Raw genomic sequence first — 26,735 nt, 5'->3', positions numbered from 1 at the left:
TCCGAAGGCGGGGGTCGCAGATTGGGCACAGGAGACACGTGACCGCCTATCCGAAGCCGGCCGCCGGGGCGCCCAACTTCCCGGAGCTGGAAGCCGACGTCCTTTCGTACTGGGAGTCCGACGACACGTTCCGCGCCAGCATCGCGCGGCGTGAGGGGTCGCCCGAGTACGTGTTCTACGACGGTCCGCCGTTCGCCAACGGCCTGCCGCACTACGGCCACCTGCTGACCGGCTATGTCAAGGACATCGTGCCGCGCTACCGCACCATGCGCGGCTACAAGGTGGACCGCCGTTTCGGCTGGGACACCCACGGCCTGCCCGCCGAACTCGAGGTGCAGCGTCAGCTCGCGATCACCGACAAGGCGCAGATCGAGGAAATGGGCATCGAAAAGTTCAACGAGGCCTGTCGTGCGTCCGTGCTCAAGTACACCAACGAATGGCGAGCCTACGTAACCCGCCAGGCCCGCTGGGTGGACTTCGAAAACGACTACAAGACACTGGATCCCGGCTTCATGGAGTCGGTGATCTGGGCGTTCAAACAACTGTGGGACAAGGGCCTCGCGTATGAGGGCAACCGGGTGCTGCCGTACTGCTGGAATGACGAGACGCCGCTGTCCGCCCACGAGCTGCGCATGGACGACGATGTCTACCAGAGTCGCCAGGATCCCGCGATCACCGTCGGTTTCCGGATCAGCACAGGCGATTTGGCGGGCGCTTACCTCCTGATCTGGACGACGACGCCGTGGACGCTGCCGTCCAACCAGGCCGTCGCGGTGCACCCCGACGTCACCTATGTACAGGTGCAGGGTCCCGACGGAAACCGCTACGTGCTGGCGCAGGCCCGGCTGGCGGCCTACGCGCGCGAACTCGGCGACGAGCCGGCGATCCTCGGCACCTACACCGGCAGCGCTCTGCTCGGTGTGCAGTATCTGCCGCCGTTCCCGTATTTCATGGATGCGCCGAACTCGTTCCGGGTGCTGCCCGCCGACTTCGTCAGCACCGAGGACGGCACCGGAATCGTGCACATGTCGCCGGCCTACGGCGAGGACGACATGGCCACCGCTGCGGCGGCGGACATCGTCGCCGTCACGCCCGTCGACTCGAAGGGCCGGTTCGACGCGACCGTGCCCGACTACGCGGGCCAGCACGTCTTCGACGCCAATCCGCAGATCATCCGCGACCTCAAGAACCAGGGCCGAGCCGCCGCCGCGAACGGGGCTGTGCTGTTGCGCCACGAGACCTACGAACACTCGTACCCGCACTGCTGGCGGTGCCGGAACCCGTTGATCTACCGGGCCGTATCGTCGTGGTTCATCAAGGTCTCCGAGTTCCGTGACCGCATGGTCGAGCTCAACCAGGAGATCACCTGGTATCCCGAACACGTCAAGGACGGCCAGTTCGGCAAGTGGCTGCAGGGCGCGCGCGACTGGTCGATCTCGCGAAACCGCTACTGGGGCAGTCCGATTCCGGTGTGGAAATCCGACGACCCGGCGTATCCGCGCATCGACGTCTACGGCAGTCTCGACGAGCTGGAGCGTGATTTCGGGGTGCGCCCGACGGATCTGCACCGGCCGTTCATCGACGAGCTGACACGGCCCAACCCCGACGACCCGACCGGGCGCTCGATGATGCGGCGCATCGAGGACGTGTTCGACGTGTGGTTCGACTCGGGTTCGATGCCCTACGCCCAGGTGCACTATCCGTTCGAGAATGCCGATTGGTTCGACACCCACTTCCCTGGCGACTTCATCGTCGAGTACATCGGCCAGACCCGCGGCTGGTTTTACACCATGCACATCCTGGCCACCGCGCTGTTCGACCGTCCCGCGTTCAAAACCTGTGTCGCACACGGCATCGTGCTGGGCAACGACGGCCAGAAGATGAGCAAGTCGCTGCGAAACTACCCCGACGTCACCGAGGTGTTCGACCGCGACGGCTCCGATGCGATGCGCTGGTTCCTGATGGCGTCGCCGATCCTGCGCGGCGGCAATCTGATCGTCACCGAACAGGGCATCCGCGAGGGCGTCCGCCAGGTGCAGTTGCCGCTGTGGAACGCCTACACGTTCCTGGCGCTCTACGCGCCGAAGAAGGGGACATGGCGCACCGACTCCACGCACGTGCTGGACCGCTACATCCTGGCCAAGCTCGCCGAGCTGCGTGACGACCTCACCGAGTCGCTGGACGTCTGTGACATCTCCGGGGCGTGCGACCAGCTGCGCCAGTTCACCGACGCGTTGACGAACTGGTATGTGCGACGGTCGCGTTCGCGGTTCTGGGACGAGGATCCCGACGCCATCGACACGCTGCACACCGTGCTCGAGGTGACGTGTCGGCTGGCCGCGCCGCTGCTTCCGCTCGTTACCGAGATCATCTGGCGGGGGGTGACCGGCGAACGCTCGGTGCATCTGACCGACTGGCCGGAAGCCGATCTGCTGCCGAAGGATTCGCAGTTGGTGGCCGACATGGACCTGGTCCGGGTGGTCGCCTCGGCGGGGTCGTCGCTGCGCAAGGCCAAGAAGCTGCGGGTGCGGTTGCCGCTGCCGAAACTCACGGTGGCCGTTGATGATCCGGGGCGGCTCGAGCCGTACCGCGACATCATCGCCGATGAGCTGAACGTCAAGGCGGTCGAGCTCACCGACGACATCGCCACCTACGGCCGCTTCGAGTTGACCGTCAACGCCAAGGTGGCCGGACCTCGGCTGGGCCGCGACGTACAGGCCGCCATCAAGGCCGTGAAGGCGGGCGAGGCGGTGGTGAACGCCGACGGAACGCTGACGGCAGGACCGGCCGTGCTGCAGCCCGACGAGTACAGCTCCCGACTGGTGGCCGCCGACCCCGAGTACACGGCCGCGCTGCCCGACGGAGCCGGCCTGGTGGTGCTCGACGGCACGGTCACCGAGGAGTTGGAGGCCGAGGGCTGGGCGAAGGACCGCATCCGCGAACTCCAGGAGCTGCGGAAGTCGACGGGGCTGGACGTGTCAGACCGCATCTCGGTGGTGATCAAGGTGTCGCCCGCTCATCAGGACTGGGCGCGCGCCCACAGCGAGCTCATCGCGCGCGAAATCCTGGCCACCAGTTTCGAATTCGGTGAGCCGGAGAACGGCACCGAGATCGGCGACGGCGTTTCCGTGGCTATCGAGAAGGTATCGACTTGATGCGCCTGATCATCGCGGCGAACTCGTCGTCATCGTCGGGGTTGGGCGGTGTGTCGAGTGCGATCCCGTCGCACACGCCGTCGTACCAGGACGCCAGCACGTCGGGCAGCTCGGCGTAGGTGCCCTGCGGAACGAGGCGGTCCACCACGTCGTCGGAGAGCACACCGGCCAGCGCGGACCATTCCTTGCGGCGGGTGTGCTCGCTGAGGCGGGCAGCGACGTCGTGCAACCCGAACAGCTCGAGCGTGCGTTGATAGGCCGGCGTCGAGTAGAGGAACGCGAGTTCGGCGCGTAGGTCGTCGCGCGCGGCGGCTACGGCCGCCTCGTCGCGGCCCGCGATCACCCGCGGCACCACCACCAGGTGCGGTCCGCCGTCTGTGCGGTCCGCCTTGGCCGCGCCCGCGGCGAGCGCGGGCAGCACGTACTCGCGCAGCACCGCCGGATGCGAACTGGTGGTGTGGGCGACGAAACCGTCGGCCACCGCGCCGGCCAGTGTGCACATCCTGCGGTTGACGCCGCCGGTCCAGATCTGCGGGGGAGCCGTACCGGTCGGGCCGGGGTTGAAGTACGGCTGCAGCCGCGTGAATGTGTAGTGGCTGCCGTGGTAGTCGAGATTCCCGCCCTCGGCGAACGTGGTGAAGATCGCGCGCAACGCCGCGACGTAGTCACGCAGCTGCGCGGCGGGGTCGCTCCACGGCATCGAGAAGCGTCCGACGATGTTTCCCCGCACCTGCGTGGCGATCCCGAGCTGGAAGCGGCCGCCGGAATAGCGTGCCAGCTCCCACGCGGCATAGGCGGTCACCATCGGGCTGCGGGCGAATGCGACGACCATGCTGGTCCGCACCACCAGCGTCGTGGTGTGCTCCAGCGCGAGCGTGCACACGGCGAACGGATCGCGCACGGTCTCGGAGATGTGGACGCCGTCGAAGCCCATGTCCTCGATCCGCTGCACCTCGTCGGCCACCTCGCTCAGGTGCATGCTGGCCGGAAGGGACGTGACTACGTCCACGACGCCCACCTCCTGCGAGACATCACGGCCGCGGCCAGGCGGGCGAAATCGCCGAGCACGTCGCGGACGAACCTGGTGCGGCGATAACCGATCGCGTCGAGCACTCCCCGGTGATCGAATGCGACCACCACGGTCGCGCCGACGGCGACCACCCACCACAGGGCGAGGGCAAGCGCGCGCAACGGCGCCGGTGAATCGGCGAACCCTTCACTCAGCCGGTCCCGCTGAAACCGCACGTGGGCGTGTTCGTCGTCGACGATGCGCGCTGCCACCGCGCGGGTGACCGGGTCGGGACCGGCTGCCGAGAGACCGCCGTAATACGACAGCGCGACGACCTCGGCGACGGTCAGCACCATCAACTCGGTGCGCAGTCCCATCAGCCGGCGCAGGCGCACGAACACGGCATCGGACCAGTGCCTGCTCATGAGTGTGCCGCCGAGGTAGCCGAGCAGGCGCAACAGCAGCGCGGCGTGCTGCTGCTCCTCGGCCACGAAAAGGCTGATGGCGCGCACGTATTCGGGGTCACCCGCCCGCTCGGCGTTGCGCAACAACTGTCGCCCGTCGCCGCTTTCGCCGAGCTGGAACCGCCGCACCGAGTTGATCAGCGGACGCCGCACGGGGTCGGGGACAACGCAGTCGGCCCCGAAGTCGATGGCAGCGTCCACCTCGGCGTGCACGGCTTCGTTCGCCTCGAAGTGATCGACCCATCGGCCGAAGGTGCTGAGCCGACCGACAGGTTGCGTCATGCACGTCAGGCTAGCGAAATAGCATCGGCGGATGTGGACGGTCGATGGGTGCTGCATCTCGACATGGACGCATTCTTCGCGTCCGTCGAGCAGCTGACCCGTCCCACCCTGCGGGGCCGGCCGGTTCTGGTCGGCGGTCTTGGCGGCCGCGGTGTCGTCGCGGGCGCCAGCTACGAGTCCAGGGTGTTCGGCGCCCGCTCCGCGATGCCCATGCACCAGGCCCGCCGGATGGTGGGCGCCGCGGCCGTCGTGCTGCCGCCGCGCGGCGTCGTCTACGGCGTCGCGAGTCGCCGGGTGTTCGACACCGTGCGCAGTTTCGTGCCGGTACTGGAACAACTGTCGTTCGACGAGGCGTTCGCCGAACCCGCCGAGCTCGCCGGTGCGTCGGCCGACGACGTCGAAGCGTTCTGCCGGATGGTGAAGGCGCGGGTGCTCGACGAGACCGGATTGATCGCATCCGTGGGCGCCGGATCGGGTAAGCAGGTCGCCAAGATCGCCTCGGACCTCGCCAAACCCGACGGCGTCCAGGTTGTGGACCGCAGCGAGGAGCGCACGCTGCTCAGCGGACTGCCTGTGCGCAGGCTGTGGGGCATCGGACCGGTGGCCGAGGAGAAGCTGCACCGGCTCGGTGTCGACACCATCGGCGCGTTCGCGGCGCTGAGCGAGGCCGAGGTCGCCGACATCCTCGGCGGTGCCGTCGGCGCGGCACTGCATCGTCTGGCTCGGGGGGTCGACGATCGGCCGGTGACCGAGAATTCGCCAGCCAAACAGATCAGCGCCGAATCGACGTTCCCGGAGGACCTCACCACGATCGATCAGCTCCGTGAAGCGGCGGCGCGTATCGGCGAACACGCGCATACCCGGCTGCAGAAGGACGGCCGCGGGGCGCGCACCGTCACCGTCAAGCTGAAGAAGTCCGACATGAGCATCCTCACCCGGTCGGCCACCCTGCCGTATGCGACCACCGATGCGCCCACCCTGATCGCCACCGCGCGCCGGCTGTTGTTGGATCCGATCGAGGTCGGTCCTATTCGCCTTGTCGGCGTTGGCTTTTCGGGTCTCTCCGAGGTACAGCAGGAATCGCTGTTCCCAGATCTGGAGCTGGTGGCGGAGGAGGTGTCGAGCACCGGCCTGCCGCCCACGCTGACGGAGGCCGCCGCGACACCGCCTGCTTGGCGCGTCGGCGACGACGTCGCCCACGCCACCTACGGGCACGGATGGATTCAGGGTGCCGGCCATGGCGTGATGACCGTGCGTTTCGAGACGCGCAGCACCGGGCCGGGGCCGGTGCGCACACTTCCGCAGGACGATCCCGACGTCGTCCGCGCCAACCCCGTCGACAGCCTTGACTGGCCGGCCTTCGTCGAGGAGCTCAGCCGCCAGAACTAGCCGACGGCAAGGTCTCAGCCCCAGCGTGCGAGCACGTCGCCGACCGGTGCTCCGGCCGCCAGCGTGGCCATCAGCAGGACTCGGGCCTGCGGCGGACGCAGCCGCGGCACGAAAACCGCTCCGGCATCGGCGAGTTCGCGACCGGGACCGTAGCCGGGACTGACCCGTCCGCCCGGCACCCGCGTCGACACCGCCACCGTCACGCCGTTTCGGCAGTGCCGCCGCACACCGTCGATCACCGCCGCGCCCGCGTTGCCGGACCCCAGCGCCTCGAGCACCAGACCCCGCGCACCGGCGGCCACGCAGGCATCCATGGCCGCGGTATCGCTGCCCGGATACACCGCGACGGTGTCGACCCGTGGCGCGTCGGCCGCCGGGCCTGCCGCCAGAAGCGCGCGATCCTTCGGCGCGTATGACGTGAACGTCTCCGCCACCGACCCGACCGCGACACCGCTGAAGCTCTGTAGGTCGTCCGTCGCGACCTTGTGCAGACCGAGCGGTTGCCACACCGTGCCTGCGAAACTGACGAGCACTCCGAGCCCGTGGGCCTGCGGGCTCGCCGCCACCGTCAGCGCGTCGCGCAGATTTCGGGGCCCGTCGGCATCGGGCGCGTCGGCGCCGCGCTGGGCACCGGTGAGCACGACGGGCATCGGTCCGTCGTACGTGAGCTCCAGCCACAGCGCGGTTTCCTCCATGGTGTCGGTGCCGTGGGTGATCACCACGCCGTCGGCGTCGCGCAACTCGCCGACCGCCGCGCCGATCCGATCCCAGTCGGCGGGCGTCAGCATCGAACTGTCCACCGCCATCAGGTCGACGACCTGCACGTCGAGCCCGGCCACCAGGTCGGCTCCGGTGCGGGTCGGGCGCTTCACCCCGTGGTCGTCGGTGCTAGTGGCGATGGTGCCGCCAGTGGTCACGACGACGAGGCGAGTCATGGGTGGAATTGTCGTTCATTGTGGCTTTGGAATGATGGGGGAGTGACTGATGAATCCCCGGCGCCTGATGAGCCGCTGACGGACACCGGGGCTCCGGCCGCCGAGGAGGCGCCCCCGCCGAGGCGTCGACTGCGCATGCTGCTGACCGTGGCCGGGTTGGTGCTGGTGGCCGACATCGTCACCAAGGTGCTCGCCGTCAAACTGCTGACCCCCGGGCAGCCGGTGTCGATCATCGGCGACACCGTGACCTGGACGCTGGTCCGAAACTCGGGCGCGGCGTTCTCGATGGCGACCGGCTACACCTGGGTGCTGACGTTGATCGCGACCGCTGTCGTGATCGGCATCATCTGGATGGGCCGCAGGCTGGTGTCGCCGTGGTGGGCGGTGGGGCTCGGCATGATCCTCGGCGGGGCGATGGGCAACCTGGTCGATCGATTCTTCCGGTCGCCCGGCCCGCTGCGCGGCCACGTCGTGGACTTCCTCTCGGTCGGCTGGTGGCCGGTGTTCAACGTCGCCGACCCGTCGGTGGTCGGCGGCGCGATCCTGCTCGTCGCGCTGTCGGTGTTCGGCTTCGACTTCGACACGGTCGGCAGGCGGACCAACAAACCTGCGACCGCCGACGCCAACGGCGCTGGGGATGGTGGCGCGGGCTAATGGCCACCCGCTCGATGCCGGTCCCCGAGGGGCTGGCGGGTATGCGCGTCGACGCCGGACTGGCGCGGCTGCTCGGGCTGTCGCGCACCGCGGCCGCGGCCATTGCCGAAGAAGGTGGCGTCGAGGTCGACGGTGCCCCGGCGGGCAAGTCCGACAAGTTGACCGCCGGCGCCTGGCTCGAGGTCCGGCTGCCGGAACCGCCTGCGCCAGTGGAGAACACGCCCGTCGAGATCGAGGGCATGTCGATCCTGTATTCCGACGCCGACATCGTCGCGGTCGACAAACCGCCCGGCGTCGCGGCGCATGCCACGGTCGGGTGGAGCGGTCCGACGGTGCTCGGTGGACTGGCCGCGGCGGGCTTCCGCATCAGCACATCGGGAATCCATGAGCGCCAGGGGATTGTGCATCGTCTCGATGTGGGTACCTCCGGTGTCATGGTGGTGGCGCTCTCCGAACGCGCGTACACGGTGCTCAAGCGTGCCTTCAAGCAGCGCACCGTCGAGAAGCGTTACCACGCACTGGTCCAGGGCCACCCCGACCCGTCGAGCGGAACCATCGACGCGCCGATCGGACGCCACCGCGGCCACGACTGGAAGTTCGCGGTCACCGAGGGCGGCAGGCACAGCGTCACCCACTACGACACGCTCGAGGCGCACCGGGCCGCAAGCCTGCTCGACATCGAGCTGGAAACGGGCCGCACCCACCAGATCCGGGTGCACTTCGCCGCACTGCACCATCCGTGCGTCGGTGACCTGACCTACGGTGCCGACCCAACGCTGGCACGCAAACTCGGACTCGAGCGTCAATGGCTGCACGCCAGATCGCTGGCGTTCGCCCACCCCGCCGACGGGCGGCGCATCGAGATCACCAGTCCTTACCCGGCGGACCTGCAGCATGCGCTCGATGTGCTGCGGCATGGCGAACTGTGAGGACGACCGGACTCCTCTTCGGTATCGGCGCCTACGCGATGTGGGGTGTGTTCCCCGCATTCTTCCCACTGTTGGAACCGGCGAACCCGCTCGAGATCCTCGCCCACCGCATCGTGTGGACATGTCTGCTGATGGTCGTCGTCATCGCGGCGGCCAGGCGGCTGCGCGATATCCGCGCGATCACCGGCCGGGTCTGGCTGCTGCTGGTGGGCGCGTCGGCGCTGATCTCCATCAACTGGGGCATCTACATCTACGCCGTCAACAATGGTCACGTCGTCGACGCCGCGCTGGGGTACTTCATCAACCCCCTGGTCACTGTGGCGTTGGGGCTGTTGATCTTTCGCGAACGGCTCAACAGCGCCCAGTTCACCGCGCTGGCCATCGCGCTGGTGGCCGTCGTCGTGCTCACCGTCGAGGTCGGCACACCGCCGGTGATCGGGCTCGGGCTGGCGCTGTCGTTCAGCCTCTACGGCGCGGTAAAGAAGGTGGTGCCAACCGATCCGCGGGTCAGCGTCGGGGTGGAGGCCGCCGTCGCCGCGCCGTTCGCGTTGGCCTACATCGCGGTGCTGGAGGGCGGCGGGCCGGGAACGTTCACCGATTTCGGTGCCGACCACATCGCGTTGCTCATTCTGTCGGGCGTCGTGACCGCGCTGCCGTTGCTGCTGTTCGCCGCCGCGGCCCAGCGGCTGCCGCTGGTGACGATGGGGCTGATGTTCTATCTGACCCCGGCGATGCAGCTGACCTGGGGCGTGCTCGTCGGCCATGAACCGATGCCGCCCGCGCGCTGGTTCGGCTTCGCGCTGATCTGGCTCGCGCTGGCGGTGTTCAGCGCGGACGCCCTGTGGCGGGCGCGGGCCGGCCGCGCTGCACCCGACGCGATATAGGGAAACACCCGATTCCTCGAGCCCTGATGCGTCCTAGCGTGGAGCCATGAACGGGGTCTGGTTCGCGGCGATGGTCGCGATCCTCGTAGGGGCCGGTGTCGTCGCCCAACTGGGCTGGCAGCTGCCCGAAAAGGCCGAGGTCAAGCGGGTGTTCCGGCTGCATCGGCCGCGGTCGGGCCTGGTGCGGGCCGCGGCGTCCACAACTGCCGCGGCCGCCGACCCGCGGTAGCCGACATCCGGCTAAGGACACGCACCGCGACACGCCGAGATCTGTCGGGGCACCGCAATAGACTGACGACCCTATGACCAGTCCGTCGAGCGCGTCCTTCGTGCACCTGCACAACCACACCGAGTACTCGATGCTGGACGGTGCTGCGAAGGTCAAGCCGATGCTGGCGGAGGCGCAGCGGCTGGAGATGCCCGCGATCGGGATGACCGATCACGGAAACATGTTCGGCGCCAGCGAGTTCTACAACGCCGCGACCGAGGCGGGCATCAAGCCGATCATCGGTGTGGAGGCGTACATCGCGCCCGGCTCGCGGTTCGACACCAAGCGCGTGCTCTGGGGTGACCCGTCGCAGAAGTCCGACGACGTCTCGGGCAGCGGGTCCTACACCCACATGACGATGGTCGCCGAGAACGCGACGGGGCTGCGCAACCTGTTCAAGCTGTCGTCGCTGGCGTCGTTCGAGGGTCAGCTCGGCAAGTGGTCCCGAATGGACGCCGAGCTGATCGCCGAGCATTCGGCGGGCATCATCGCCACGACCGGGTGCCCGTCGGGTGAGGTGCAGACCCGGCTGCGGCTGGGGCACGACCGGGAGGCGCTCGAGGCGGCCGCGAAGTGGCGCGAGATCTTCGGCCCGGACAACTTCTTCCTCGAGTTGATGGACCACGGCCTCGACATCGAGCGCCGCGTCCGCGACGGGCTCCTCGAGATCGGCCGCAAGCTCGGCATCCCGCCGCTGGCCACCAACGACTGCCACTACGTCACGCGCGACGCTGCCCGCAACCACGAGGCGCTGCTATGTGTGCAAACCGGTAAGACCCTGTCGGACCCGAACCGGTTCAAGTTCGACGGCGACGGCTATTACCTGAAGTCGGCCGCCGAGATGCGTGCGTTGTGGGACGCGGAGATCCCGGGCGCCTGCGACGCCACGCTGCAGATCGCCGAGCGGGTGCAGAGCTACGCGGAGGTCTGGACGCCGAAGGACCGGATGCCGATCTTCCCGGTGCCCAAGGGACACGACCCCGATTCGTGGCTGCGGCACGAGGTCGACGCCGGCCTGAAGCGGCGCTTCCCCGATTCGGAGGTGCCGGCCGAATACCGCGAGCGGGCCGACTACGAGATCAAGGTCATCTGCGAGAAGGGCTACCCGTCCTACTTCCTGATCGTCGCGGACCTGATCAACTACGCGCGTTCGGTGGACATCCGGGTGGGGCCCGGCCGAGGTTCGGCGGCGGGGTCGCTGGTCGCCTACGCGCTCGGCATCACCAACATCGACCCGATCCCGTACGGGCTGCTGTTCGAGCGGTTCCTCAACCCCGAACGCGTATCGATGCCCGATATCGACATCGACTTCGACGACCGTCGCCGCGGCGAGATGCTGCGCTATGCCGCCAACAAATGGGGCAGCGACCGGGTCGCCCAGGTCATCACCTTCGGCACCATCAAAACCAAAGCAGCGCTCAAGGATTCGGCCCGAGTCAACTACGGCCAGCCCGGCTTCGCCATCGCCGACCGGATCACCAAGGCGCTGCCTCCGCCGATCATGGCCAAGGACATTCCGCTCTCGGGTATCACCGACCCCTCCCATGAGCGGTACAAGGAGGCCGCCGAGGTTCGCGGGCTGATCGACACCGACCCCGACGTGCGCACCATCTACGAGACCGCCCGCGGCCTCGAGGGTTTGGTGCGCAATGCGGGCGTGCACGCCTGCGCGGTGATCATGAGCAGCGAGCCGCTGGTCGACGCGATTCCGCTGTGGAAGCGGCCGCAGGACGGCGCCATCATCACCGGCTGGGACTATCCGTCGTGTGAAGCCATCGGCCTGCTGAAGATGGACTTCCTCGGCCTGCGCAACCTCACCATCATCGGCGACGCCATCGAGAACATCCGGATCAACCGGGGTATCGACCTCGACCTCGAGTCGGTGCCGCTCGACGACAAGCCCACCTTCGAACTGCTGGGCCGCGGTGACACGCTCGGGGTGTTCCAGCTCGACGGCGGGCCGATGCGCGACCTGCTGCGCCGCATGCAGCCGACGGAGTTCGAGGACGTCGTCGCCGTCATCGCGCTGTACCGGCCGGGGCCCATGGGCATGAACGCCCACAACGACTACGCCGACCGCAAGAACGGCCGCCAGGCCATCAAGCCGATCCACCCGGAACTCGAGGAGCCGCTACGCGAGATCCTCGCCGAGACCTACGGCCTGATCGTCTACCAAGAGCAGATCATGCGCATCGCGCAGAAGGTGGCCAGCTATTCGCTCGCCCGAGCAGACATTCTGCGTAAGGCGATGGGCAAGAAGAAGCGCGAAGTCCTGGAGAAGGAGTTCGAGGGCTTCTCGGAAGGCATGAAGGCCAACGGCTTTTCGGCCGCGGCCATCAAGGCGCTATGGGACACGGTGCTGCCGTTCGCCGACTACGCGTTCAACAAGTCGCACGCCGCGGGTTACGGCCTGGTGTCGTACTGGACGGCGTATCTGAAGGCCAACTATCCGGCCGAGTACATGGCCGGCCTGCTGACGTCGGTGGGCGACGACAAGGACAAGGCCGCCGTCTACCTCGCCGACTGCCGCAGGCTCGGCATCACCGTGCTGCCGCCCGACGTCAACGAGTCGAGCCTGAACTTCGCCTCCGTCGGCGAGGACATCCGCTACGGACTGGGTGCGGTGCGCAACGTGGGCGCCAATGTGGTGGCCTCACTGATCAATTCGCGCACCGACAAGGGCAAGTTCATCGACTTCTCCGACTACCTCAACAAGATCGATATCGCGGCCTGCAACAAGAAGGTCACCGAGTCACTGATCAAGGCGGGTGCGTTCGACTCGCTGGGACATCCGCGTAAGGGCCTGTTCCTGATTCACACCGACGCGGTCGATTCGGTGCTCGGCACGAAGAAGGCCGAGGCGATGGGCCAGTTCGATCTGTTCGGCGGCGCGGACACGGCCACCGATGCGGTGTTCAGCATCAAGGTGCCCGAGGAGGAGTGGGAGGACAAGCACAAGCTGGCGCTCGAGCGCGAGATGCTCGGCCTCTACGTGTCCGGGCATCCGCTCAACGGCATCGCCCATCTGCTGTCCGCCCAGGTCGACACCGCGATCCCCGCGATTCTCGACGGTGACATCCCCAACGACACGCAGGTGCGGATCGGCGGGATCCTGGCGTCGGTGAACCGGCGGGTCAACAAGAACGGATTGCCCTGGGCGTCAGCGCAGTTGGAGGATCTCACCGGCGGCATCGAGGTGTTGTTCTTCCCGCAGACCTATTCCACGTTCGGGGCCGAGATCACCGACGACGCGGTGGTCCTGATCGGTGCGAAGGTCGCCATCCGTGACGACCGGATCTCGGTGATCGCCAACGACCTTGTCGTACCCGACTTCTCGAGCGCGCAGATCGACCGCCCACTGGCGGTCACGCTGCCGACGCGGCAGTGCACGGTCGACAAGGTCACCGCGCTGAAGCAGGTGTTGGCCCGCCATCCCGGCACCTCGCAGGTGCATCTGCGGCTGATCAGCGGTGAGCGCATCACCACGCTGGAACTGGATGCGTCGCTGCGGGTGACGGCGTCGTCGGCGTTGATGGGTGATCTGAAGGCGCTGCTGGGCCCCGGCTGCCTGGGCTGATGTCGTTCCGCGAACTGCACGAGCGGGGCTGCTTCGTCATTCCGAATCCGTGGGATCGCGGCACGGCGATCGCGTTGGCAGCCATGAGTTTTCCGGCGCTGGCCACCACCAGTGCGGGCGCGTGCTTCGCGCAGGGATTGCCGGACACGCCGAGCGCACTGGGTGTCGACGCTGCGCTGCGCAACATCGAAGAGATCGTGGGTGCAGTCGATCTGCCGGTCAACGCCGACTTCCAGGCCGGCTACGCCGACGATCTGGACGGGCTCGCGGCCAACGTCAGGCGGTGCGTGGCGACCGGGGTCGCCGGCCTGTCCATCGAGGATGCCCGCGGCGGCGCCCAGGATCCCCTGTACCCGCTGCCCGAGGCGGTGGAGCGGATCCGCGTCGCGCATGCGGCGATCGACGGGGCCGACGTGCTGCTGACCGCCCGCGCCGAATGCTTCCTGTACGGCCATCCGGATCCGTTGCGGGAGGCGATCATCCGGCTGCAGGCCTACGCCGAGGCGGGGGCCGAAGTATTGTACGCACCGGGGGTGCGGACCCGGGAGGACATCGCCGCGATCGTCGACGCGCTGCGACCGTGGCCGGTCAACGTGTTGATGTCCTCGGATACCGGACTGACGGTCGACGACCTGGCGCAGCTCGGGGTGCGGCGGATCAGCGTCGGGTCCGCGTTGACGCGCGTCGCGTGGGGTGCGTTCCTGTCCGCGGCCCGGCGGATTGCGCACGACGGTTCCTTCGCGGGGCTGTCCGGTGCCGCCGACTTCGGCGAACTCAACAGCCTGTTCGAGGCGTACCGCCTGCGCTAGAACGCGTAACGCAGGATGCGCGCCTTGCGGGCGCAGGCTTTCGTCTTGCCCATCAGCTTCGTCGGGATCCGGATCCAGGGCGGGAACAGCTCGACCTCCGGCGCGCTCGTCAGGCTGGCCTCCTCGACCAGCCGCATCCGCGGGTTCCAGGTCTGCGGGTAGTGCGCGTCCTTGAAACCGGCGTAGCGCCACTGGCTTTCGACGTCCTTGAACATCTTCTGCGGGGTGAGCTTGACCGCGAGGCGGCTGACCCAGCCGATGCGGCCGTAGTCGTTGAACGCCAACTCCCCGGTCGCGAAGTGCTCGGTGATGCGGCGGAAGATCCCGGCGATCTGTGATTCGGCCAGGAAGGCGAACAGTCCGTCGGCAATCAGCATGGTCGGCCGACCGGCGGGAATGGCGTCGGGCCAGTGCGCGTCGGCCAGCGATACGGGCACGGAGTGCGAGTGCGCGTCGGCGGGGAGGACGTGGTCGCGTAATGCTGTGATTCCGGGGAGGTCGACGCTGTACCAGTCGACCGACGGCGGCGGGTCGACGCGATAGAACCCGCTGTCGAGACCGGCGCCGAGGTCGACGACAACCGCGTCGGGATTCTTGGCGATGAACGCCCGCACCCGGTCGTCGAGCATCTTGGCCCGCAGCGCCGTCTGGCATACCACGCTGGTCTGCACACCGAGCCCGACGAAGTCGTAGTCGATCTTGCCGATGACCTCGTAGGCCAGCCGGTCGCCCAGGATCGGCCGCGGCCACTGACTGTCCAGCGCGCGGGCGTATTCGGTGAGAAAGGCGGTCTGCTCGATCGGTGTCAGTTCGGCGGTGGCGAGACCCATGACATCGACGGTACTCCGGTTTCGCCGCTGAACGTTCAGCCCAAAACGTTCACCGCTCTTGCGATTACGAGTCCCAACGTGGTGAACGAGAGGATCGCCTGACTCGCCATCATCGCCTTCGCCCGCCGCGTCATCGGCATGGTGTCGGTCGGCGAGAACGCCACCACGTTCGTGATGCTGACGAACAGGTAGTCGAAGAACTCCGGTCGCCAGTTCGGCGGTGCCAGTTCAGGTTCCGTCATCTGCGGGAACATGAAGTCGGGGTAGGGCCTGCTGCCCTCGCGTCGGGCGAACGGTCCGCCTCGGTCGATCTCCCAGTACCAGACCCCGAAGGCGATGACGGTCGTCACGTAGATTGCGCCGCCGCTGCCGAGTAGCACCGCAGCGTTGTTGCTCACGTCGCCGCTGAGGATGCGGATGTCCAGCACCAGTGCGGACAGCGAGTTGTCGAGGGTGATGGCGGCCAACAGCAGATAGCTGGCCCCCTGGCCGAACTTCGTGCGCCTCGTCAGCCGAAGCGGATTCAGCCCGACCAGCACGACGACGAGCAGAATCTCGAGCAGGATGAGCGGCCACCGCGGCACCACGGTGTAGCCCTTGGGGATGGCGAGCTGCAGGCCGATCGCCACGAGCAGAGCTATCAACACGGGTATCCGGCTCTCCGGATCGCCGGAACGCAGCCACGAGGGGACGTGTTCTTCGGCGTCGGAGGCCAGGCGCTCGGCGCGACGGACGAAATCCTCTACCGGGTTCTCAGGTTCGGGGGTCGTGTCCACCAGGAAAGTGTGTGCGCCACGATGAAGGTATGCAGTCGCGACACGTCAGTATTTGGATCGATGTTGCACCAGAGGTGGTCTACGAGTTCGCTGCGGATCCGCACACGTGGCCGCAATGGGCCGCCGGGCTGGCCGAGGGCGGTTTACGGCAGGAGGCCGACGGTTGGGTGGCCGACTCGCCGATGGGCATCGTGACGGTGGAGTTCTCACCGCCGAACGCGTTCGGGGTGCTGGATCACGTGGTCGGGATGCCGTCGGGGGAGAAGGTGTACAACCCGATGCGCGTCGTCCCCGCGGGTGTGGACGAGGACCGGTGTGAGGTGATGTTCACCGTGCGTCGCCGCGAGGGGATGACCGACGAGCAGTTCGACGCCGACGCCCAAGCGGTCGCCGCGGACCTCGCCACGCTGAAGCAACTGGTGGAGGCATCTCCGGCCCTCTAGCCGGTCCCCCGATCGGTGGACGCGGGAATTCCGCCGGTGGGTGTCCGATCAGCGGACAGACCGAAAGGCGTGACCACGGCACTCTTGAGTCATCGCCGGGACGACCGGGAGAGCAACTCAACGAGGAGAAGCCGAAATGACGAACACCACCATCACTCACCGGATCGCCCGCTACATCGCCCTGCCGATCATGTCGGCCGGCATCGTCGGAGGGGCCGCCCTTGGCATGGCGGGCATGGCCAATGCCGCTACGACCACGCCGAGCGGGCCGGGGTACTCGTACGCGCCGTCCGTGAAGGCCCCCGCCGGCGGGCAGCTGCACCACCATCATGGCGTGAATCACGTCGAGACAGTGGAGCCGCTTTACCAGCGCTGAGTCCAGACATACGACAGGCCCTCCCGGCGGGAGGGCCTGTCGGTCGTTACGGGTTCACTCGTGCGAGTGGAAGGCGCCAAGGCCCAGCCACACGACCGTGCCTGCGGCAGCTGCCGCGAGCACGGCCGGCGCGGCGCTCGCTGTGGCGACGGCGACGATCACTGCGACGATGGCCGCCACCGCGAGCGCAAGCACCTTGTACACCGGCCAGGGCACCCCGGCGATGCTGACTTGGTCGCGTACGGTCATGATTTGACGATAGCTCGTAAGGAAGTTTTCGGGCAACCGAAACACGGGTTGAGGGCAATCAATTTCCCTAGTCAGGCTATGAATCGGGCCCGGCTGACCCGTTCGTGGCGACGGCCCATTTAAGAAAAAGGCCGGGTTGGTGGCACCATTGTTCGGTGACCGCTGAACTGAGCCAGACCTCGAGAACGTCGCCGCTGTCCGCGGCCGACATCGATGAGGCTGCTCAGCGAATTTCCGGCGTCGTGCGGCGCAGCCCGCTCGAGTACAGCGAGCGGTTGTCGGAGGTCACCGGCGCGAACGTCTACCTCAAGCGCGAAGACCAGCAGGCCGTGCGGTCCTACAAGCTGCGTGGCGCCCACAACCTGCTGATGCAGCTGTCGCCCGAGGAGATCGCGGCAGGCGTCGTGTGCTCGTCGGCAGGTAACCACGCGCAGGGTTTCGCGATGGCATGCCGGTCGATGGGTATCCACGGCCGGGTCTACGTGCCGGGCAAGACCCCCAAGCAGAAGCGCGACCGCATCCGCTACCACGGTCGCGAGTTCATCGAGCTGATCATGGTCGGCCACACGTATGACGAGGCCGCGGCGGCCGCGCTGGAGGATGTCGCACGGACGGGCGCGACGCTGGTTCCGCCGTACGACGATCTGCGCACGATCGCGGGGCAGGGGACGATCGCCGCCGAGATCCTCGACCAGCTCGACGACGAACCGGACCTGGTCATCGTGCCCGTCGGCGGCGGTGGCTGCATCGCGGGCATCACGACCTATCTCGCAGAACGCACCACCAACACGTCGGTGCTCGGCGTCGAGCCCGCGGGTGCGGCGGCGATGATCGCGGCACTGGCCGCGGGGGAGCCGGTGACCCTGGACGAGGTCGATCAGTTTGTCGACGGTGCGGCGGTGAACCGCGCGGGCGATCTGACGTTCGCCGCGCTGGCGGCCGCCGGGGACATGGTGTCCATCACGACCGTCGCCGAGGGCGCGGTCTGCACCGCGATGCTCGACCTCTACCAGAACGAGGGCATCATCGCCGAACCCGCGGGCGCACTGTCGGTGGCGGCGCTGATGGAGGCGCAGCTCGAACCCGGATCGACTGTGGTGTGCGTGATCTCCGGCGGCAACAACGACGTGTCCCGCTACGGCGAGGTGCTCGAGCGCTCGCTGGTGCACCTCGGGCTCAAGAAGTACTTCCTGGTGGACTTCCCCCAGGAACCCGGTGCGCTGCGGCGGTTCCTGGACGAGGTCCTCGGCCCCAACGACGACATCACGCTGTTCGAGTACGTCAAGCGCAACAACCGTGAAACCGGCGAGGCGCTGGTGGGTATCGAGCTGGGTTCGGCCAGTGACTTCGACGGTCTGATGGCACGGATGCAGGCGTCCGACATTCACGTCGAGGCGCTGGAACCGGGCTCGCCCGCGTACCGCTATCTGCTCTGAGGACGCCGCAGAATCGCGAACGAATGACGGGGCACCGTGGTCGATTCCGGGCCCACCCTCGGTTCGTCCCAGGCCAGCACCACGTCGCCGGTGACCGGTAGGTCGACTGCGTCTGTACCGAGGTTGCACGCGATCGCCAGCGTTCCGCGGTGCATGACGAACCAGTGCTGATCTTCGTCGTAGTCGACCCGCAGGTGATCCAGCCACGGGTCGGCCAGATCGGGTTCGGTCCGTTTGAGTGCGATCAGCCGCTGGTAGACGCGACGCAGGCGGCCGTGCTCACCGTCGTCGATCTCATCCCAGTTCAGTTTGGAGCGTTCGTAGGTCTGCGGGTCCTGCGGATCCGGGATTTCGTCGGCGTCCCATCCGTGTTCGGCGAACTCGCGTTTACGGCCCTCGGCGGTCGCTCTGGCCAGTTCGGGCTCCGGATGTGAGGTGAAGAACTGGAACGGCGACGACGAGCCCCATTCCTCGCCCATGAAAAGCATTGCGGTATAGGGCGATCCGATCGCCAGCGCGGCCTTGACCGCCAGCTGGCCGAACGTCAGGTTCTGCGACGGCCGGTCGCCGCAGGCTCGGTTGCCCACCTGGTCGTGCGTGAGTGTGTAGGCCAGCAGTCGGGTACCGGGAATGGTCGCCGTGTCCAGTGGTCGCCCGTGTCGACGGTGCCGGAACGACGAGTAGGTGCCCGCATGGAAGTATCCGTGCTTCAGCGTCGACGCCAGCGCCTCGAGCGAACCGAAATCCGAGTAGTAGCCCTGGCGTTCACCCGAAACCGCGGTGTGGATCGCGTGGTGGATGTCGTCGTCCCACTGCGCGGTCATCCCGAGACCGCCGCGGTCGCGCGGCGTGATCAGCCGCGGGTCGTTGAGGTCGCTTTCGGCGATCAGTGACAGCGGACGGCCCAATTCCTCGGCCAGCGCGTCGGTTTCGGCGGCCAATTCCTCGAGAATGTGAATGGCCGTGGTGTCGACGAGGGCGTGCACCGCGTCCAGACGCAGGCCGTCGGCGTGGAAGTCGCGCATCCATCGCAGCGCGCAGTCGAGGATGTAGCGCCGCACCTCGTCGGCTTCGGGCCCGGAGATGTTGATCGACTCGCCCCACGGATTGCTGCCCGACGACAGGTAGGGACCGAACCGCGGCAGATAGTTACCCGACGGGCCGAGATGGTTGAACACCGCGTCGATCAGCACACCGAGACCGCGCCGATGGCACGCGTCGACGAATCTCACCAACGCGTCGGGGCCGCCGTACGGTTCGTGCACGGCGTACCACAGCACCCCGTCGTAGCCCCAGCCGTGCGTACCGCCGAATGCGTTGACAGGCATCAGTTCGACGAAGTCGACGCCGAGATCGACCAGATAGTCCAGCTTCTCGATCGCCGAATCGAGCGTCGCGCCGGAGGTGAAGGTTCCGATGTGCAGCTCGTAGATGACCTTGCCCTCGATCGAGCCGCCTGCCCAGTCGCCGTCGGTCCAGGCGTCGGGATCCGGCTGCCACAGCGCCGACCGCTCGTGAACGCCGTCGGGTTGGCGCGGCGACCGCGGATCCGGCAGCACCGTCGGATCGTCGTCGAGCACGAACCCGTAGCGCGCCCCGGCAGGCGCCTCGACGTCGGCGCGCCACCAGCCGTCGTCGGACCTGGTCATTTCGTGCAGCGTGCCGTCCACGTCGAGCCGGACCCGGTCGGGGATGGGCGCCCATACCGAAAACTCAGTCATCGGTCCGCTCCAAAAGGACGACCGGCAGATCCGCGAACAGTTCGGCCGCCAGCGTGCTGCCGCCGAACTCCCTACCCGAGATGCGGTCGGTCCACCGTCCGTCCGGCAGCGTCAATGCCGTTTCCCCCCAACCGGTTTCCGACAGCATCACCGTGTGCCGGCTCACCGCGGTCAGCACGTCGTCGCCGCGCAGGAACGCCACCAGGTGGTCGGCGGCCGGGCCGTCGGCCTGCACGGGGGTGTAGCTGCCGTCGGTGAAGCTGGCCGCGCGCTCGCGCCGCAGCCGCAACGCCGCGGCGACCACCCGGATCTTCGGATGCCGCAACGTCTCGAGCGCCTCGAGGCGGGCCGCGTAGTCGACCGGGCGGCGGTTGTCCGGGTCGACCAGGCTGTCCTCCCACAGTTCTGTGCCCTGGTAGACGTCCGGCACACCGGGCGCGGTGAGCGAGATCAGCTTCTGGCCGAGGGCGTCGCTGCGCGCATGGAGGTCGAGTCGGGCGACGAGTGCGGTCATCTCGGTGCCGATCGGACCGTCGAGCACGGTGTCGATCCAGCCGTGCACCGCCGACTCGAACTCCTCGTTCGGATCGTTCCAGCTGGTGTGCAGCGCAGCTTCCCGGATCGCCTTCTCGGCGTACGCGTGCAGTCGTTCCCGCAGCGACGGCCGGATCTCGCCGCCCACCGGCCACACGCCGAACATGTTCTGCAGCAGGAACAGTCCGGTGGCCGCATCCGGTGGCTGGGCCGCGTGCGTCCACTTTCCGACGAGCTCGGCCCACAGCGACGGCACCTGCGACAGCACCCCGATTCGCGCGCGCACATCCTCGCCGCGCTTGGTGTCGTGGGTCGACAGCGTCACCATGGCGTGCGGCCACATCTTGGCCCGCACGGCCGCGCGGTGATGGAACTCGGCGACGCTCACGCCGAACCGGCGCGGCTCACCGCCGACCTCGTTGAGCGACACCAGCCGCGCATCGCGGTAGAACAGGCAGTCCTCCATCGATTTCGCCGTCGCAGCACCGCACAACTGCTGCAGCCGCACGTTGGCCTCGTCGCTGAGCGCCAATGCGGATGCGACGACCGCCATCGGGGCGGCGAACTCCGGTCGCTCCGTGACTGCGGCGGCGATCGCAGTGGGCAGCACTGCCGAAAGTGCTTGGTAGTCAGAGCGATAGACCTCGATATGGCTGATCAACGTAGCCACGGCGGCAGGCAGTTCGGGGTGGTCGGTGCCGGTGGCCGCGACGATCACCCGACACAGCCGCGCGAGTTCGCTCTCGAGGGTGTCGGTGACGGCCTCGGCCTTGAGCCGACGGGCGACCTCCGGCATCGAGCTGTATGCGACGCCCGCGGAGTCGTAGAGATCGGTGAGCACCTGTTCACCTGCGGGATCGATGAACACGCCGCCGATTTCGCGCAGCGCGTCGTAGCCGGTGGTGCCCTCCACCGGCAGCGTGGGCTCCAGCGCCTCGTCAACGGCCAGGATCTTCTCGATGACGATCCACGCCTGTGGTCCGGTCAATTCACGCAACCACGCGAGATAGCCTGTCGGGTCGGATAATCCGTCCGGATGGTCGATGCGCACACCGTCCACCAGCCCTTCGCGAAACCAACGTGCGACCTCCACGTGGGTCGCGTCGAACACCGCGCGATCCTCCTGACGCAACCCGGCCAGTGACGTGATGGAGAAGAACCGCCGGTATCCGCAGATTCCGTTGCGCCAGCCGATCGCCCGATAGTGGGGGCTGTCAGCCGGGTATGACGGCGGCGGTTCGTCGCCGTCGTCGCCGAGGACGGGCAGCACAATCCGCCCGTCCGGATCCAGGTCCCAGTCGATGTCGAAATACGACGCATAGGGCGAATTCCGGCCGTGCGTCAGGACATCCAGCCACCAATGGTTCTGCTGCGGGTCGTCGACCCCGACATGGTTGGGCACGATGTCAACGATCAGGCCAATGCCGCGAGAGCGCGCCGCCGCCGACAACCGAGCCAAACCCTCGGGGCCACCCAGTTCGGCGGACACGGTGGTGGCATCGGTGACGTCGTAACCGTGCGTCGACCCCTGCGAAGCGGTCAGGATCGGGGACAGGTACAGATGCGACACCCCGAGTGCGTCGAGGTAGTCGAGGAGGTTTTCGGCGTCGGCGAAGGTAAAGGAGTCTCCGCGCATCTGTAGCCGATACGTCGAGAGCGGGCGAATCGGCATGCGTTACGCGGTCTTACGCAGCACCAGCAGGGACCGCGCCGCGAGCGTGAGCTTCTCGCCAGCGGCGACGACCAGATCCGTCTCGCCGGTCGGGTCGGCGGTGTCGAACGCCGCGGTCCACTGGGCGGCGTAGCCGATGTCGGGGGCGACGAAGTCCACCGCCTTGCTGTGCGAGTTGAAGCACAGCAGGAACGAATCGTCGACGACGCGCTCACCGCGTTCGTTCGGCGCGGGGATCGCGTCCCCGTTGAGGAAAACCGCGACGCACTTGTCGAAGCCGGAATCCCAGTCCTCGGGGGTCATTTCGGTGCCTCCCGGGGTCAGCCAGGCGATATCGCGCACCTGATCGCCGGTGCGGATGGGCGCACCCTCGAAGAACCGCCGCCGCCGGAACACCGGGTGCCGTTTGCGGAACTCGATCACCTTGCGGGTGAACGCGAGCTGGTCGGCGTTCTTCTCGCACAGCGACCAGTCCATCCAGGAGATCTCGGAGTCCTGGCAGTACACGTTGTTGTTGCCCGACTGGGTGCGGCCGATCTCGTCACCGTGGGCGAGCATCGGCGTGCCCTGCGACAGCATCAGTGTCGCCATGATGTTGCGCATCTGCTTACCGCGCAGGGCGAGGATCTCGGGATCGTCGGTGGGCCCTTCGACACCGCAGTTCCACGACCGGTTGTGGCTCTCGCCGTCGCGGTTGTCCTCGCCGTTGGCCTCGTTGTGTTTCTCGTTGTACGACACCAGGTCGGCCAACGTGAACCCGTCATGGCAGGTGACGAAGTTGATGGACGCGCTCGGCCGCCTACCGGTCGCCTCGTAGAGGTCCGATGACCCGGTCAGCCGGGACGCGAATTCACCCAGGGTTGCGGGCTCGCCCCGCCAGTAATCACGCACAGTGTCGCGATATTTCCCATTCCACTCGGTCCACAAACCAGGAAAATTTCCGACCTGATAGCCACCCTCGCCGATGTCCCACGGCTCGGCGATGAGCTTGACCTGGCTGACCACCGGGTCCTGCTGCACCAGGTCGAAGAACGCCGACAGCCGGTCGACGTCGTAGAACTCGCGGGCGAGCGTCGCGGCCAGGTCGAAGCGGAATCCGTCGACGTGCATCTCCAGCACCCAGTACCGCAGCGAGTCCATGATCAACTGCAGTGTGTGCGGGTGACGCGCGTTGAGGCTGTTGCCTGTGCCGGTGAAATCCTTGTAGAACCTCGGGTCGCCGTCGAGCAGCCGGTAGTACGCGGCGTTGTCGATGCCGCGGAAGTTGATCGTCGGGCCGAGGTGGTTGCCTTCGGCGGTGTGGTTGTAGACCACGTCGAGGATGACCTCGATGCCCGCCTCGTGGAACGACCGCACCATCGTCTTGAACTCCGCGACGGCGCCGCCCGCGTGCTTGTTTGCCGCGTATTGGTAGTGCGGTGCGAAGAAGCCGAAGGTGTTGTAGCCCCAGTAGTTTCGCAGTCCGAGGTCGAGGAGCCGGTGGTCGTGCATGAACTGGTGCACCGGCATGAGTTCGATCGCGGTGACGTTCAGCGACTTGAGGTGGTCGATGATCACGGGGTGCGACAGGCCGGCATAGGTTCCGCGCAGCTCCTCGGGAATGCCGGGATGCGTCTGCGTCATGCCCTTGACGTGTGCCTCGTAGATCACGGTCTCGTGGTACGGCGTACGCGGTGCGCGGTCGGAGGCCCACTGGAAGAACGGGTTGATCACGACGCTGGTCATCGTGTGGCCGAGGGAGTCGATCATCGGTGGGGTGCCGCCGGTCGCGAGGTCCTCGGCGTTCATGTCGTACGAGAACAGCGCCTGCGTGAACTCGAAGTCACCGTGGAAGGACTTCCCGTACGGGTCGAGCAGCAGCTTGCTCGGATCGCAGCGATGCCCCGCGGTCGGCTCCCACGGCCCGTGCACCCGGAACCCGTATCGCTGCCCGGGCGTGACGGTAGGCAGATAGCAGTGCCAGACGAAGCCGTCGACCTCTTCGAGGTTGATCCGCTCCTCGCTGCCGTCCTTGCCGATGAGGCACAGCTCCACCCGGTCGGCGATCTCGGAGAACAGCGAGAAGTTGGTGCCTGCGCCGTCGTAGGTGGCGCCAAGAGGGTAGGGGGTGCCCGGCCAGACGGTGGGTACCGACGCCGGTGCGTCGGACGCCATCAGTCGACCCACCAACCAGTGGCGGCCGCGATCTGTCGCCCGAGTTCGGGCGTCATGGTGCGCATGTAGGTACTCGAGATGTGGTGGGCATCGTGATACAGCAAGACATTTCCCTCCACCGCGCGACAGATGTCCTTGCGGCACATCGCATCGCTCATGTCCAGGGGCTTGAGCAACGGGAACCGCTTGACGAAATCGAGTGCGGGGTTCTTGGGAGACAATACGTCGGATCGCTTTACTCCGCAGGAGATGGCGTCGCCGCCCTCGGCCAGGCAGTCGGCTGGAAAGTACGGCTGCCCGTTGCGCACCAGCCACGGAGTGTCGCGCATCGCCAGGATCGGAATGTTGTTGTCGGACAACGTCTGCCAGATACCGATGTAGTTGGCTGGCATGACGTCGCCCGGCTTGATGTTCCACGGCCGTGTCGCGGTGGTGAACACGTAGTCGGGACGGTCGGCGATGATCTTGTCCATCACCCGCTCGTTCCACTCGTGGCACTTCGGGTAGGGACGGTTGTCGCCCATGACCAACGGGACTTCCTCGGTGGTCAGCGGACAGCCCATCTTCAGATAGGTGACCACCTTGAAGTGGTGCATCCGGCCAAGGAGGTCAAGCGCGGTGATCCAGTGCTCGGCGTGCGAACCACCCGCGAGAGCGATGGTGCGCGAAGCGGTTTCGTCACCGTAGTTACAGGTGATGACGCCGACGTTGTCGAAGTCGCTGATGCAGCCGTCCTCGGTGGTGGGGGGCAGGTCCTTCCTCGCTTCGAGCACGGTCGGGCGCATCGGCAGCTTCGGCACCTTCACCTTGTCGATGAGGGCGCGGGCGCCGGGGTAGTCACGCGACGAAAGACCGCTCAGCTCTTTTCCTGAGGCGCGTTCGATGACCACGTGCTCACGCCAGGTGAACGATGTCGCCGTCAACGCCACCGCCAGCAGTACGACCACCGAGCCGAGCGCCATCGTCGGCCTGCGCAACCGGGCCCGCAGCGGGACGGCGGTCGAGGAGGCGGGGCGATAACGCAGTGGGTTCTCGACGTACTTCGTGGTCAGCCACGCCAGCACACCGGACACCAGCAATATGACGGCACCCTCGACGAAGTTGACGCGTCGATGGCCCGTGTAGGACAGATAGAAGATCAGCAGCGGCCAGTGCCACAGGTACAGCGAGTACGCCATGGCGCCCAGCGCGACGAACGGCGCCGTCGCCAACAGCCGGTTGGGGGAGGGCATGCGACCCGCGGTGTGCGGATCGGCCACCCGGTTGGCGGCCGACAGGATGAACAGCATCGTGGCGCCCACCGGCACCAGCGCCCACGGGCCGGGGAACTCGTGCACGCCGTCGAGCACGGCGCCGCACGCCAGGATCGCAACCAATCCGATGACCGCGGCCGCGGTGCGCAGCCACATCGGCCAGCGCAGATTCGTGACCAGGGCGCCGACCAGCGCTCCGAGCAGCAGCTCCCAGGCCCGCGCGAAGCTGTTGTAGTAGGCGGTGGCCTGATCGGTGTTGTGGGCGTGGATCGCGTAGACGAAGGACGCGATGGTCAACGCGCTCAGCAGCACGATGAACGCGATCCGCATGTGGCGGCCGAAGACGCGGCGGAACAGTACGGCGAACCCGAAGATCAGCGCCAGGAAGGCGATGTAGAACTGGCCCTGCACCGACATCGACCAGATGTGCTGCAGCGGACTGACCGCCTCACCGGCGCGCAGGTAGTCCGAGGCGGTGTTGGCCAACTCCCAGTTCTGGTAGTAGCCCAGACTCGCCAGACTTTGGTCTGCGAATGTCTCCCAACGGGTTTCGGGCTGAATGAGGATCGTCAACACGGCCGCCGCCGCGAGGACGACCACCAGCGCGGGCAGCAGGCGGCGCACCAGCCGGGTGACCTCGGGGACCGGCCACAGGGATGCGCCTGGCGTCATCGCCGTGCGCAGGATGCGGCCACCGAAGAAGAAGCCCGACAGCGCCAGGAAGACGTCGACCCCGCCGGAGACGCGGCCGAACCACACATGGAACACGGCGACGAGGAGGATCGCCACGCCGCGCAGGCCGTCGAGATCGTGCCGGTAGTAGCCCGATGCACGTGCCGGCGTAGCAGCATTCGCTGCGCGTGACGGAGGTCCCGGGTCGGTGGCTGGTGCCGGCCGGGCAGGGGCGAGGGTCATCATGGTCGACCGATAATCTAC

The 26,735-nt window shown here is 67.3% G+C and carries 21 protein-coding genes; 11 read left to right on the top strand and 10 right to left on the bottom strand.

What is annotated here, in order from left to right; genetic code table 11:
• Positions 1-38 precede the first annotated feature (38 nt).
• Complete coding sequence (gene ileS / locus G6N43_RS18365; RefSeq protein WP_083149547.1) at positions 39-3,155, top strand: isoleucine--tRNA ligase; 3,117 nt, start codon at positions 39-41, stop codon at positions 3,153-3,155.
• On the opposite strand, the gene G6N43_RS18360 is transcribed toward ileS, so the two are convergent.
• Entirely contained in the window at positions 3,133-4,164 is a 1,032-nt protein-coding gene (locus G6N43_RS18360) for a TIGR03617 family F420-dependent LLM class oxidoreductase (protein WP_083149759.1), read from the bottom strand. The two genes, ileS and G6N43_RS18360, sit on opposite strands and share 23 nt — an antisense overlap.
• Positions 4,155-4,910 (bottom strand): hypothetical protein, encoded by a 756-nt coding sequence (locus tag G6N43_RS18355; RefSeq protein ID WP_083149546.1) that lies wholly within the window; start codon positions 4,908-4,910, stop codon positions 4,155-4,157. Before G6N43_RS18355 ends, G6N43_RS18360 begins: the two co-directional genes overlap by 10 nt.
• Positions 4,911-4,943: 33 nt before the next feature.
• Between G6N43_RS18355 and G6N43_RS18350 the strand changes: the two genes are divergently transcribed.
• Positions 4,944-6,299 carry a DNA polymerase IV gene (locus G6N43_RS18350; protein WP_083149545.1) on the top strand — a complete coding sequence of 452 codons (1,356 nt, stop codon included), beginning with the start codon at positions 4,944-4,946 and terminating at the stop codon, positions 6,297-6,299.
• A 14-nt stretch (positions 6,300-6,313) separates the two neighbouring features.
• Here G6N43_RS18350 and G6N43_RS18345 read toward each other — a convergent pair whose 3' ends face one another.
• Positions 6,314-7,234 carry an asparaginase gene (locus G6N43_RS18345; RefSeq protein WP_083149544.1) on the bottom strand — a complete coding sequence of 307 codons (921 nt, stop codon included), beginning with the start codon at positions 7,232-7,234 and terminating at the stop codon, positions 6,314-6,316.
• Positions 7,235-7,276: 42 nt separating this feature from the next.
• Between G6N43_RS18345 and lspA the strand changes: the two genes are divergently transcribed.
• The 6 genes from lspA (at position 7,277) to G6N43_RS18315 (ending at position 14,355) form a co-directional block, all read left to right on the top strand.
• Positions 7,277-7,888, top strand: coding sequence for a signal peptidase II (lspA, locus tag G6N43_RS18340; protein ID WP_083149543.1), 612 nt, complete (start codon positions 7,277-7,279; stop codon positions 7,886-7,888).
• Entirely contained in the window at positions 7,888-8,817 is a 930-nt protein-coding gene (locus tag G6N43_RS18335; RefSeq protein WP_083149542.1) for an RluA family pseudouridine synthase, read from the top strand. The genes lspA and G6N43_RS18335 overlap by 1 nt, the downstream gene beginning before the upstream one ends.
• Positions 8,818-8,855: 38 nt before the next feature.
• On the top strand, positions 8,856-9,701 hold the full coding sequence (gene rarD, locus G6N43_RS18330) for an EamA family transporter RarD (RefSeq protein ID WP_234810014.1): 846 nt from the start codon (positions 8,856-8,858) through the stop codon (positions 9,699-9,701).
• Between the two features lie 46 nt (positions 9,702-9,747).
• Positions 9,748-9,930: a hypothetical protein gene (locus G6N43_RS18325; RefSeq protein ID WP_083149540.1), complete on the top strand. Its 183-nt coding sequence runs from the start codon at positions 9,748-9,750 to the stop codon at positions 9,928-9,930.
• 73 nt (positions 9,931-10,003) lie between these two features.
• Positions 10,004-13,546 carry a DNA polymerase III subunit alpha gene (gene dnaE / locus G6N43_RS18320; protein ID WP_083149539.1) on the top strand — a complete coding sequence of 1,181 codons (3,543 nt, stop codon included), beginning with the start codon at positions 10,004-10,006 and terminating at the stop codon, positions 13,544-13,546.
• A complete protein-coding gene (locus G6N43_RS18315) occupies positions 13,546-14,355 on the top strand; it encodes an isocitrate lyase/PEP mutase family protein (RefSeq protein WP_083149538.1) in 810 nt (269 codons plus the stop codon). Before dnaE ends, G6N43_RS18315 begins: the two co-directional genes overlap by 1 nt.
• On the opposite strand, the gene G6N43_RS18310 is transcribed toward G6N43_RS18315, so the two are convergent.
• Both G6N43_RS18310 and G6N43_RS18305 read right to left on the bottom strand, forming a co-directional pair.
• The gene (locus G6N43_RS18310) at positions 14,352-15,185 is read right to left on the bottom strand and encodes a class I SAM-dependent methyltransferase (protein ID WP_083149537.1); all 834 of its coding nucleotides are present in this window, start codon (positions 15,183-15,185) and stop codon (positions 14,352-14,354) included. The genes G6N43_RS18315 and G6N43_RS18310 overlap by 4 nt on opposite strands.
• 35 nt (positions 15,186-15,220) lie before the next feature.
• Entirely contained in the window at positions 15,221-15,961 is a 741-nt protein-coding gene (locus G6N43_RS18305) for a hypothetical protein (protein ID WP_110810287.1), read from the bottom strand.
• 29 nt (positions 15,962-15,990) lie between these two features.
• Here G6N43_RS18305 and G6N43_RS18300 point away from each other — a divergent pair, with 29 nt between their 5' ends.
• Complete coding sequence (locus G6N43_RS18300; RefSeq protein WP_083149536.1) at positions 15,991-16,404, top strand: SRPBCC family protein; 414 nt, start codon at positions 15,991-15,993, stop codon at positions 16,402-16,404.
• A 136-nt stretch (positions 16,405-16,540) separates the two neighbouring features.
• Entirely contained in the window at positions 16,541-16,780 is a 240-nt protein-coding gene (locus tag G6N43_RS18295; RefSeq protein ID WP_083149535.1) for a hypothetical protein, read from the top strand.
• Positions 16,781-16,834: 54 nt separating this feature from the next.
• Here G6N43_RS18295 and G6N43_RS18290 read toward each other — a convergent pair whose 3' ends face one another.
• Positions 16,835-17,029 carry a hypothetical protein gene (locus G6N43_RS18290; RefSeq protein WP_083149534.1) on the bottom strand — a complete coding sequence of 65 codons (195 nt, stop codon included), beginning with the start codon at positions 17,027-17,029 and terminating at the stop codon, positions 16,835-16,837.
• Between the two features lie 155 nt (positions 17,030-17,184).
• Between G6N43_RS18290 and ilvA the strand changes: the two genes are divergently transcribed.
• Positions 17,185-18,465: a threonine ammonia-lyase IlvA gene (ilvA, locus tag G6N43_RS18285; protein WP_083149533.1), complete on the top strand. Its 1,281-nt coding sequence runs from the start codon at positions 17,185-17,187 to the stop codon at positions 18,463-18,465.
• On the opposite strand, the gene treZ is transcribed toward ilvA, so the two are convergent.
• From treZ to G6N43_RS18265, 4 genes are read right to left on the bottom strand one after another with little or no spacing between them, the layout of a single operon-like run.
• Positions 18,453-20,186 (bottom strand): malto-oligosyltrehalose trehalohydrolase, encoded by a 1,734-nt coding sequence (gene treZ, locus G6N43_RS18280; protein ID WP_083149532.1) that lies wholly within the window; start codon positions 20,184-20,186, stop codon positions 18,453-18,455. The genes ilvA and treZ overlap by 13 nt on opposite strands.
• Positions 20,179-22,392, bottom strand: coding sequence for a malto-oligosyltrehalose synthase (gene treY / locus G6N43_RS18275; RefSeq protein ID WP_083149531.1), 2,214 nt, complete (start codon positions 22,390-22,392; stop codon positions 20,179-20,181). Before treY ends, treZ begins: the two co-directional genes overlap by 8 nt.
• A 3-nt stretch (positions 22,393-22,395) precedes the next feature.
• Positions 22,396-24,546, bottom strand: a complete 2,151-nt coding sequence (gene glgX, locus G6N43_RS18270) for a glycogen debranching protein GlgX (protein WP_083149530.1) — start codon at positions 24,544-24,546, stop codon at positions 22,396-22,398.
• The gene (locus tag G6N43_RS18265) at positions 24,546-26,717 is read right to left on the bottom strand and encodes an acetyltransferase SucT (RefSeq protein ID WP_083149529.1); all 2,172 of its coding nucleotides are present in this window, start codon (positions 26,715-26,717) and stop codon (positions 24,546-24,548) included. The genes glgX and G6N43_RS18265 overlap by 1 nt, the downstream gene beginning before the upstream one ends.
• Between the last annotated feature and the right edge of the window lie 18 nt (positions 26,718-26,735).

Origin of the sequence: Mycolicibacterium moriokaense (assembly GCF_010726085.1) — a bacterium.
Taxonomy (GTDB): Bacteria; Actinomycetota; Actinomycetes; order Mycobacteriales; family Mycobacteriaceae; genus Mycobacterium; species Mycobacterium moriokaense.
This window is presented reverse-complemented; position numbering and strand designations above follow the sequence as displayed.

What these genes read in the sequence shown, in the direction of transcription:
- G6N43_RS18355 (WP_083149546.1), bottom strand. Translation starts at nt 4,910, where the DNA reads ATGACGCAACCTGTCGGTCGGCTCAGCACCTTCGGCCGATGGGTCGAT.
- G6N43_RS18345 (WP_083149544.1), bottom strand. Translation starts at nt 7,234, where the DNA reads ATGACTCGCCTCGTCGTCGTGACCACTGGCGGCACCATCGCCACTAGC.
- G6N43_RS18335 (WP_083149542.1), top strand. Translation starts at nt 7,888, where the DNA reads ATGGCCACCCGCTCGATGCCGGTCCCCGAGGGGCTGGCGGGTATGCGC.
- rarD (WP_234810014.1), top strand. Translation starts at nt 8,856, where the DNA reads ATGTGGGGTGTGTTCCCCGCATTCTTCCCACTGTTGGAACCGGCGAAC.
- G6N43_RS18325 (WP_083149540.1), top strand. Translation starts at nt 9,748, where the DNA reads ATGAACGGGGTCTGGTTCGCGGCGATGGTCGCGATCCTCGTAGGGGCC.
- dnaE (WP_083149539.1), top strand. Translation starts at nt 10,004, where the DNA reads ATGACCAGTCCGTCGAGCGCGTCCTTCGTGCACCTGCACAACCACACC.
- G6N43_RS18315 (WP_083149538.1), top strand. Translation starts at nt 13,546, where the DNA reads ATGTCGTTCCGCGAACTGCACGAGCGGGGCTGCTTCGTCATTCCGAAT.
- G6N43_RS18310 (WP_083149537.1), bottom strand. Translation starts at nt 15,185, where the DNA reads ATGGGTCTCGCCACCGCCGAACTGACACCGATCGAGCAGACCGCCTTT.
- G6N43_RS18300 (WP_083149536.1), top strand. Translation starts at nt 15,991, where the DNA reads ATGCAGTCGCGACACGTCAGTATTTGGATCGATGTTGCACCAGAGGTG.
- G6N43_RS18295 (WP_083149535.1), top strand. Translation starts at nt 16,541, where the DNA reads ATGACGAACACCACCATCACTCACCGGATCGCCCGCTACATCGCCCTG.
- G6N43_RS18290 (WP_083149534.1), bottom strand. Translation starts at nt 17,029, where the DNA reads ATGACCGTACGCGACCAAGTCAGCATCGCCGGGGTGCCCTGGCCGGTG.
- treZ (WP_083149532.1), bottom strand. Translation starts at nt 20,186, where the DNA reads ATGACTGAGTTTTCGGTATGGGCGCCCATCCCCGACCGGGTCCGGCTC.
- treY (WP_083149531.1), bottom strand. Translation starts at nt 22,392, where the DNA reads ATGCCGATTCGCCCGCTCTCGACGTATCGGCTACAGATGCGCGGAGAC.
- glgX (WP_083149530.1), bottom strand. Translation starts at nt 24,546, where the DNA reads ATGGCGTCCGACGCACCGGCGTCGGTACCCACCGTCTGGCCGGGCACC.
- G6N43_RS18265 (WP_083149529.1), bottom strand. Translation starts at nt 26,717, where the DNA reads ATGATGACCCTCGCCCCTGCCCGGCCGGCACCAGCCACCGACCCGGGA.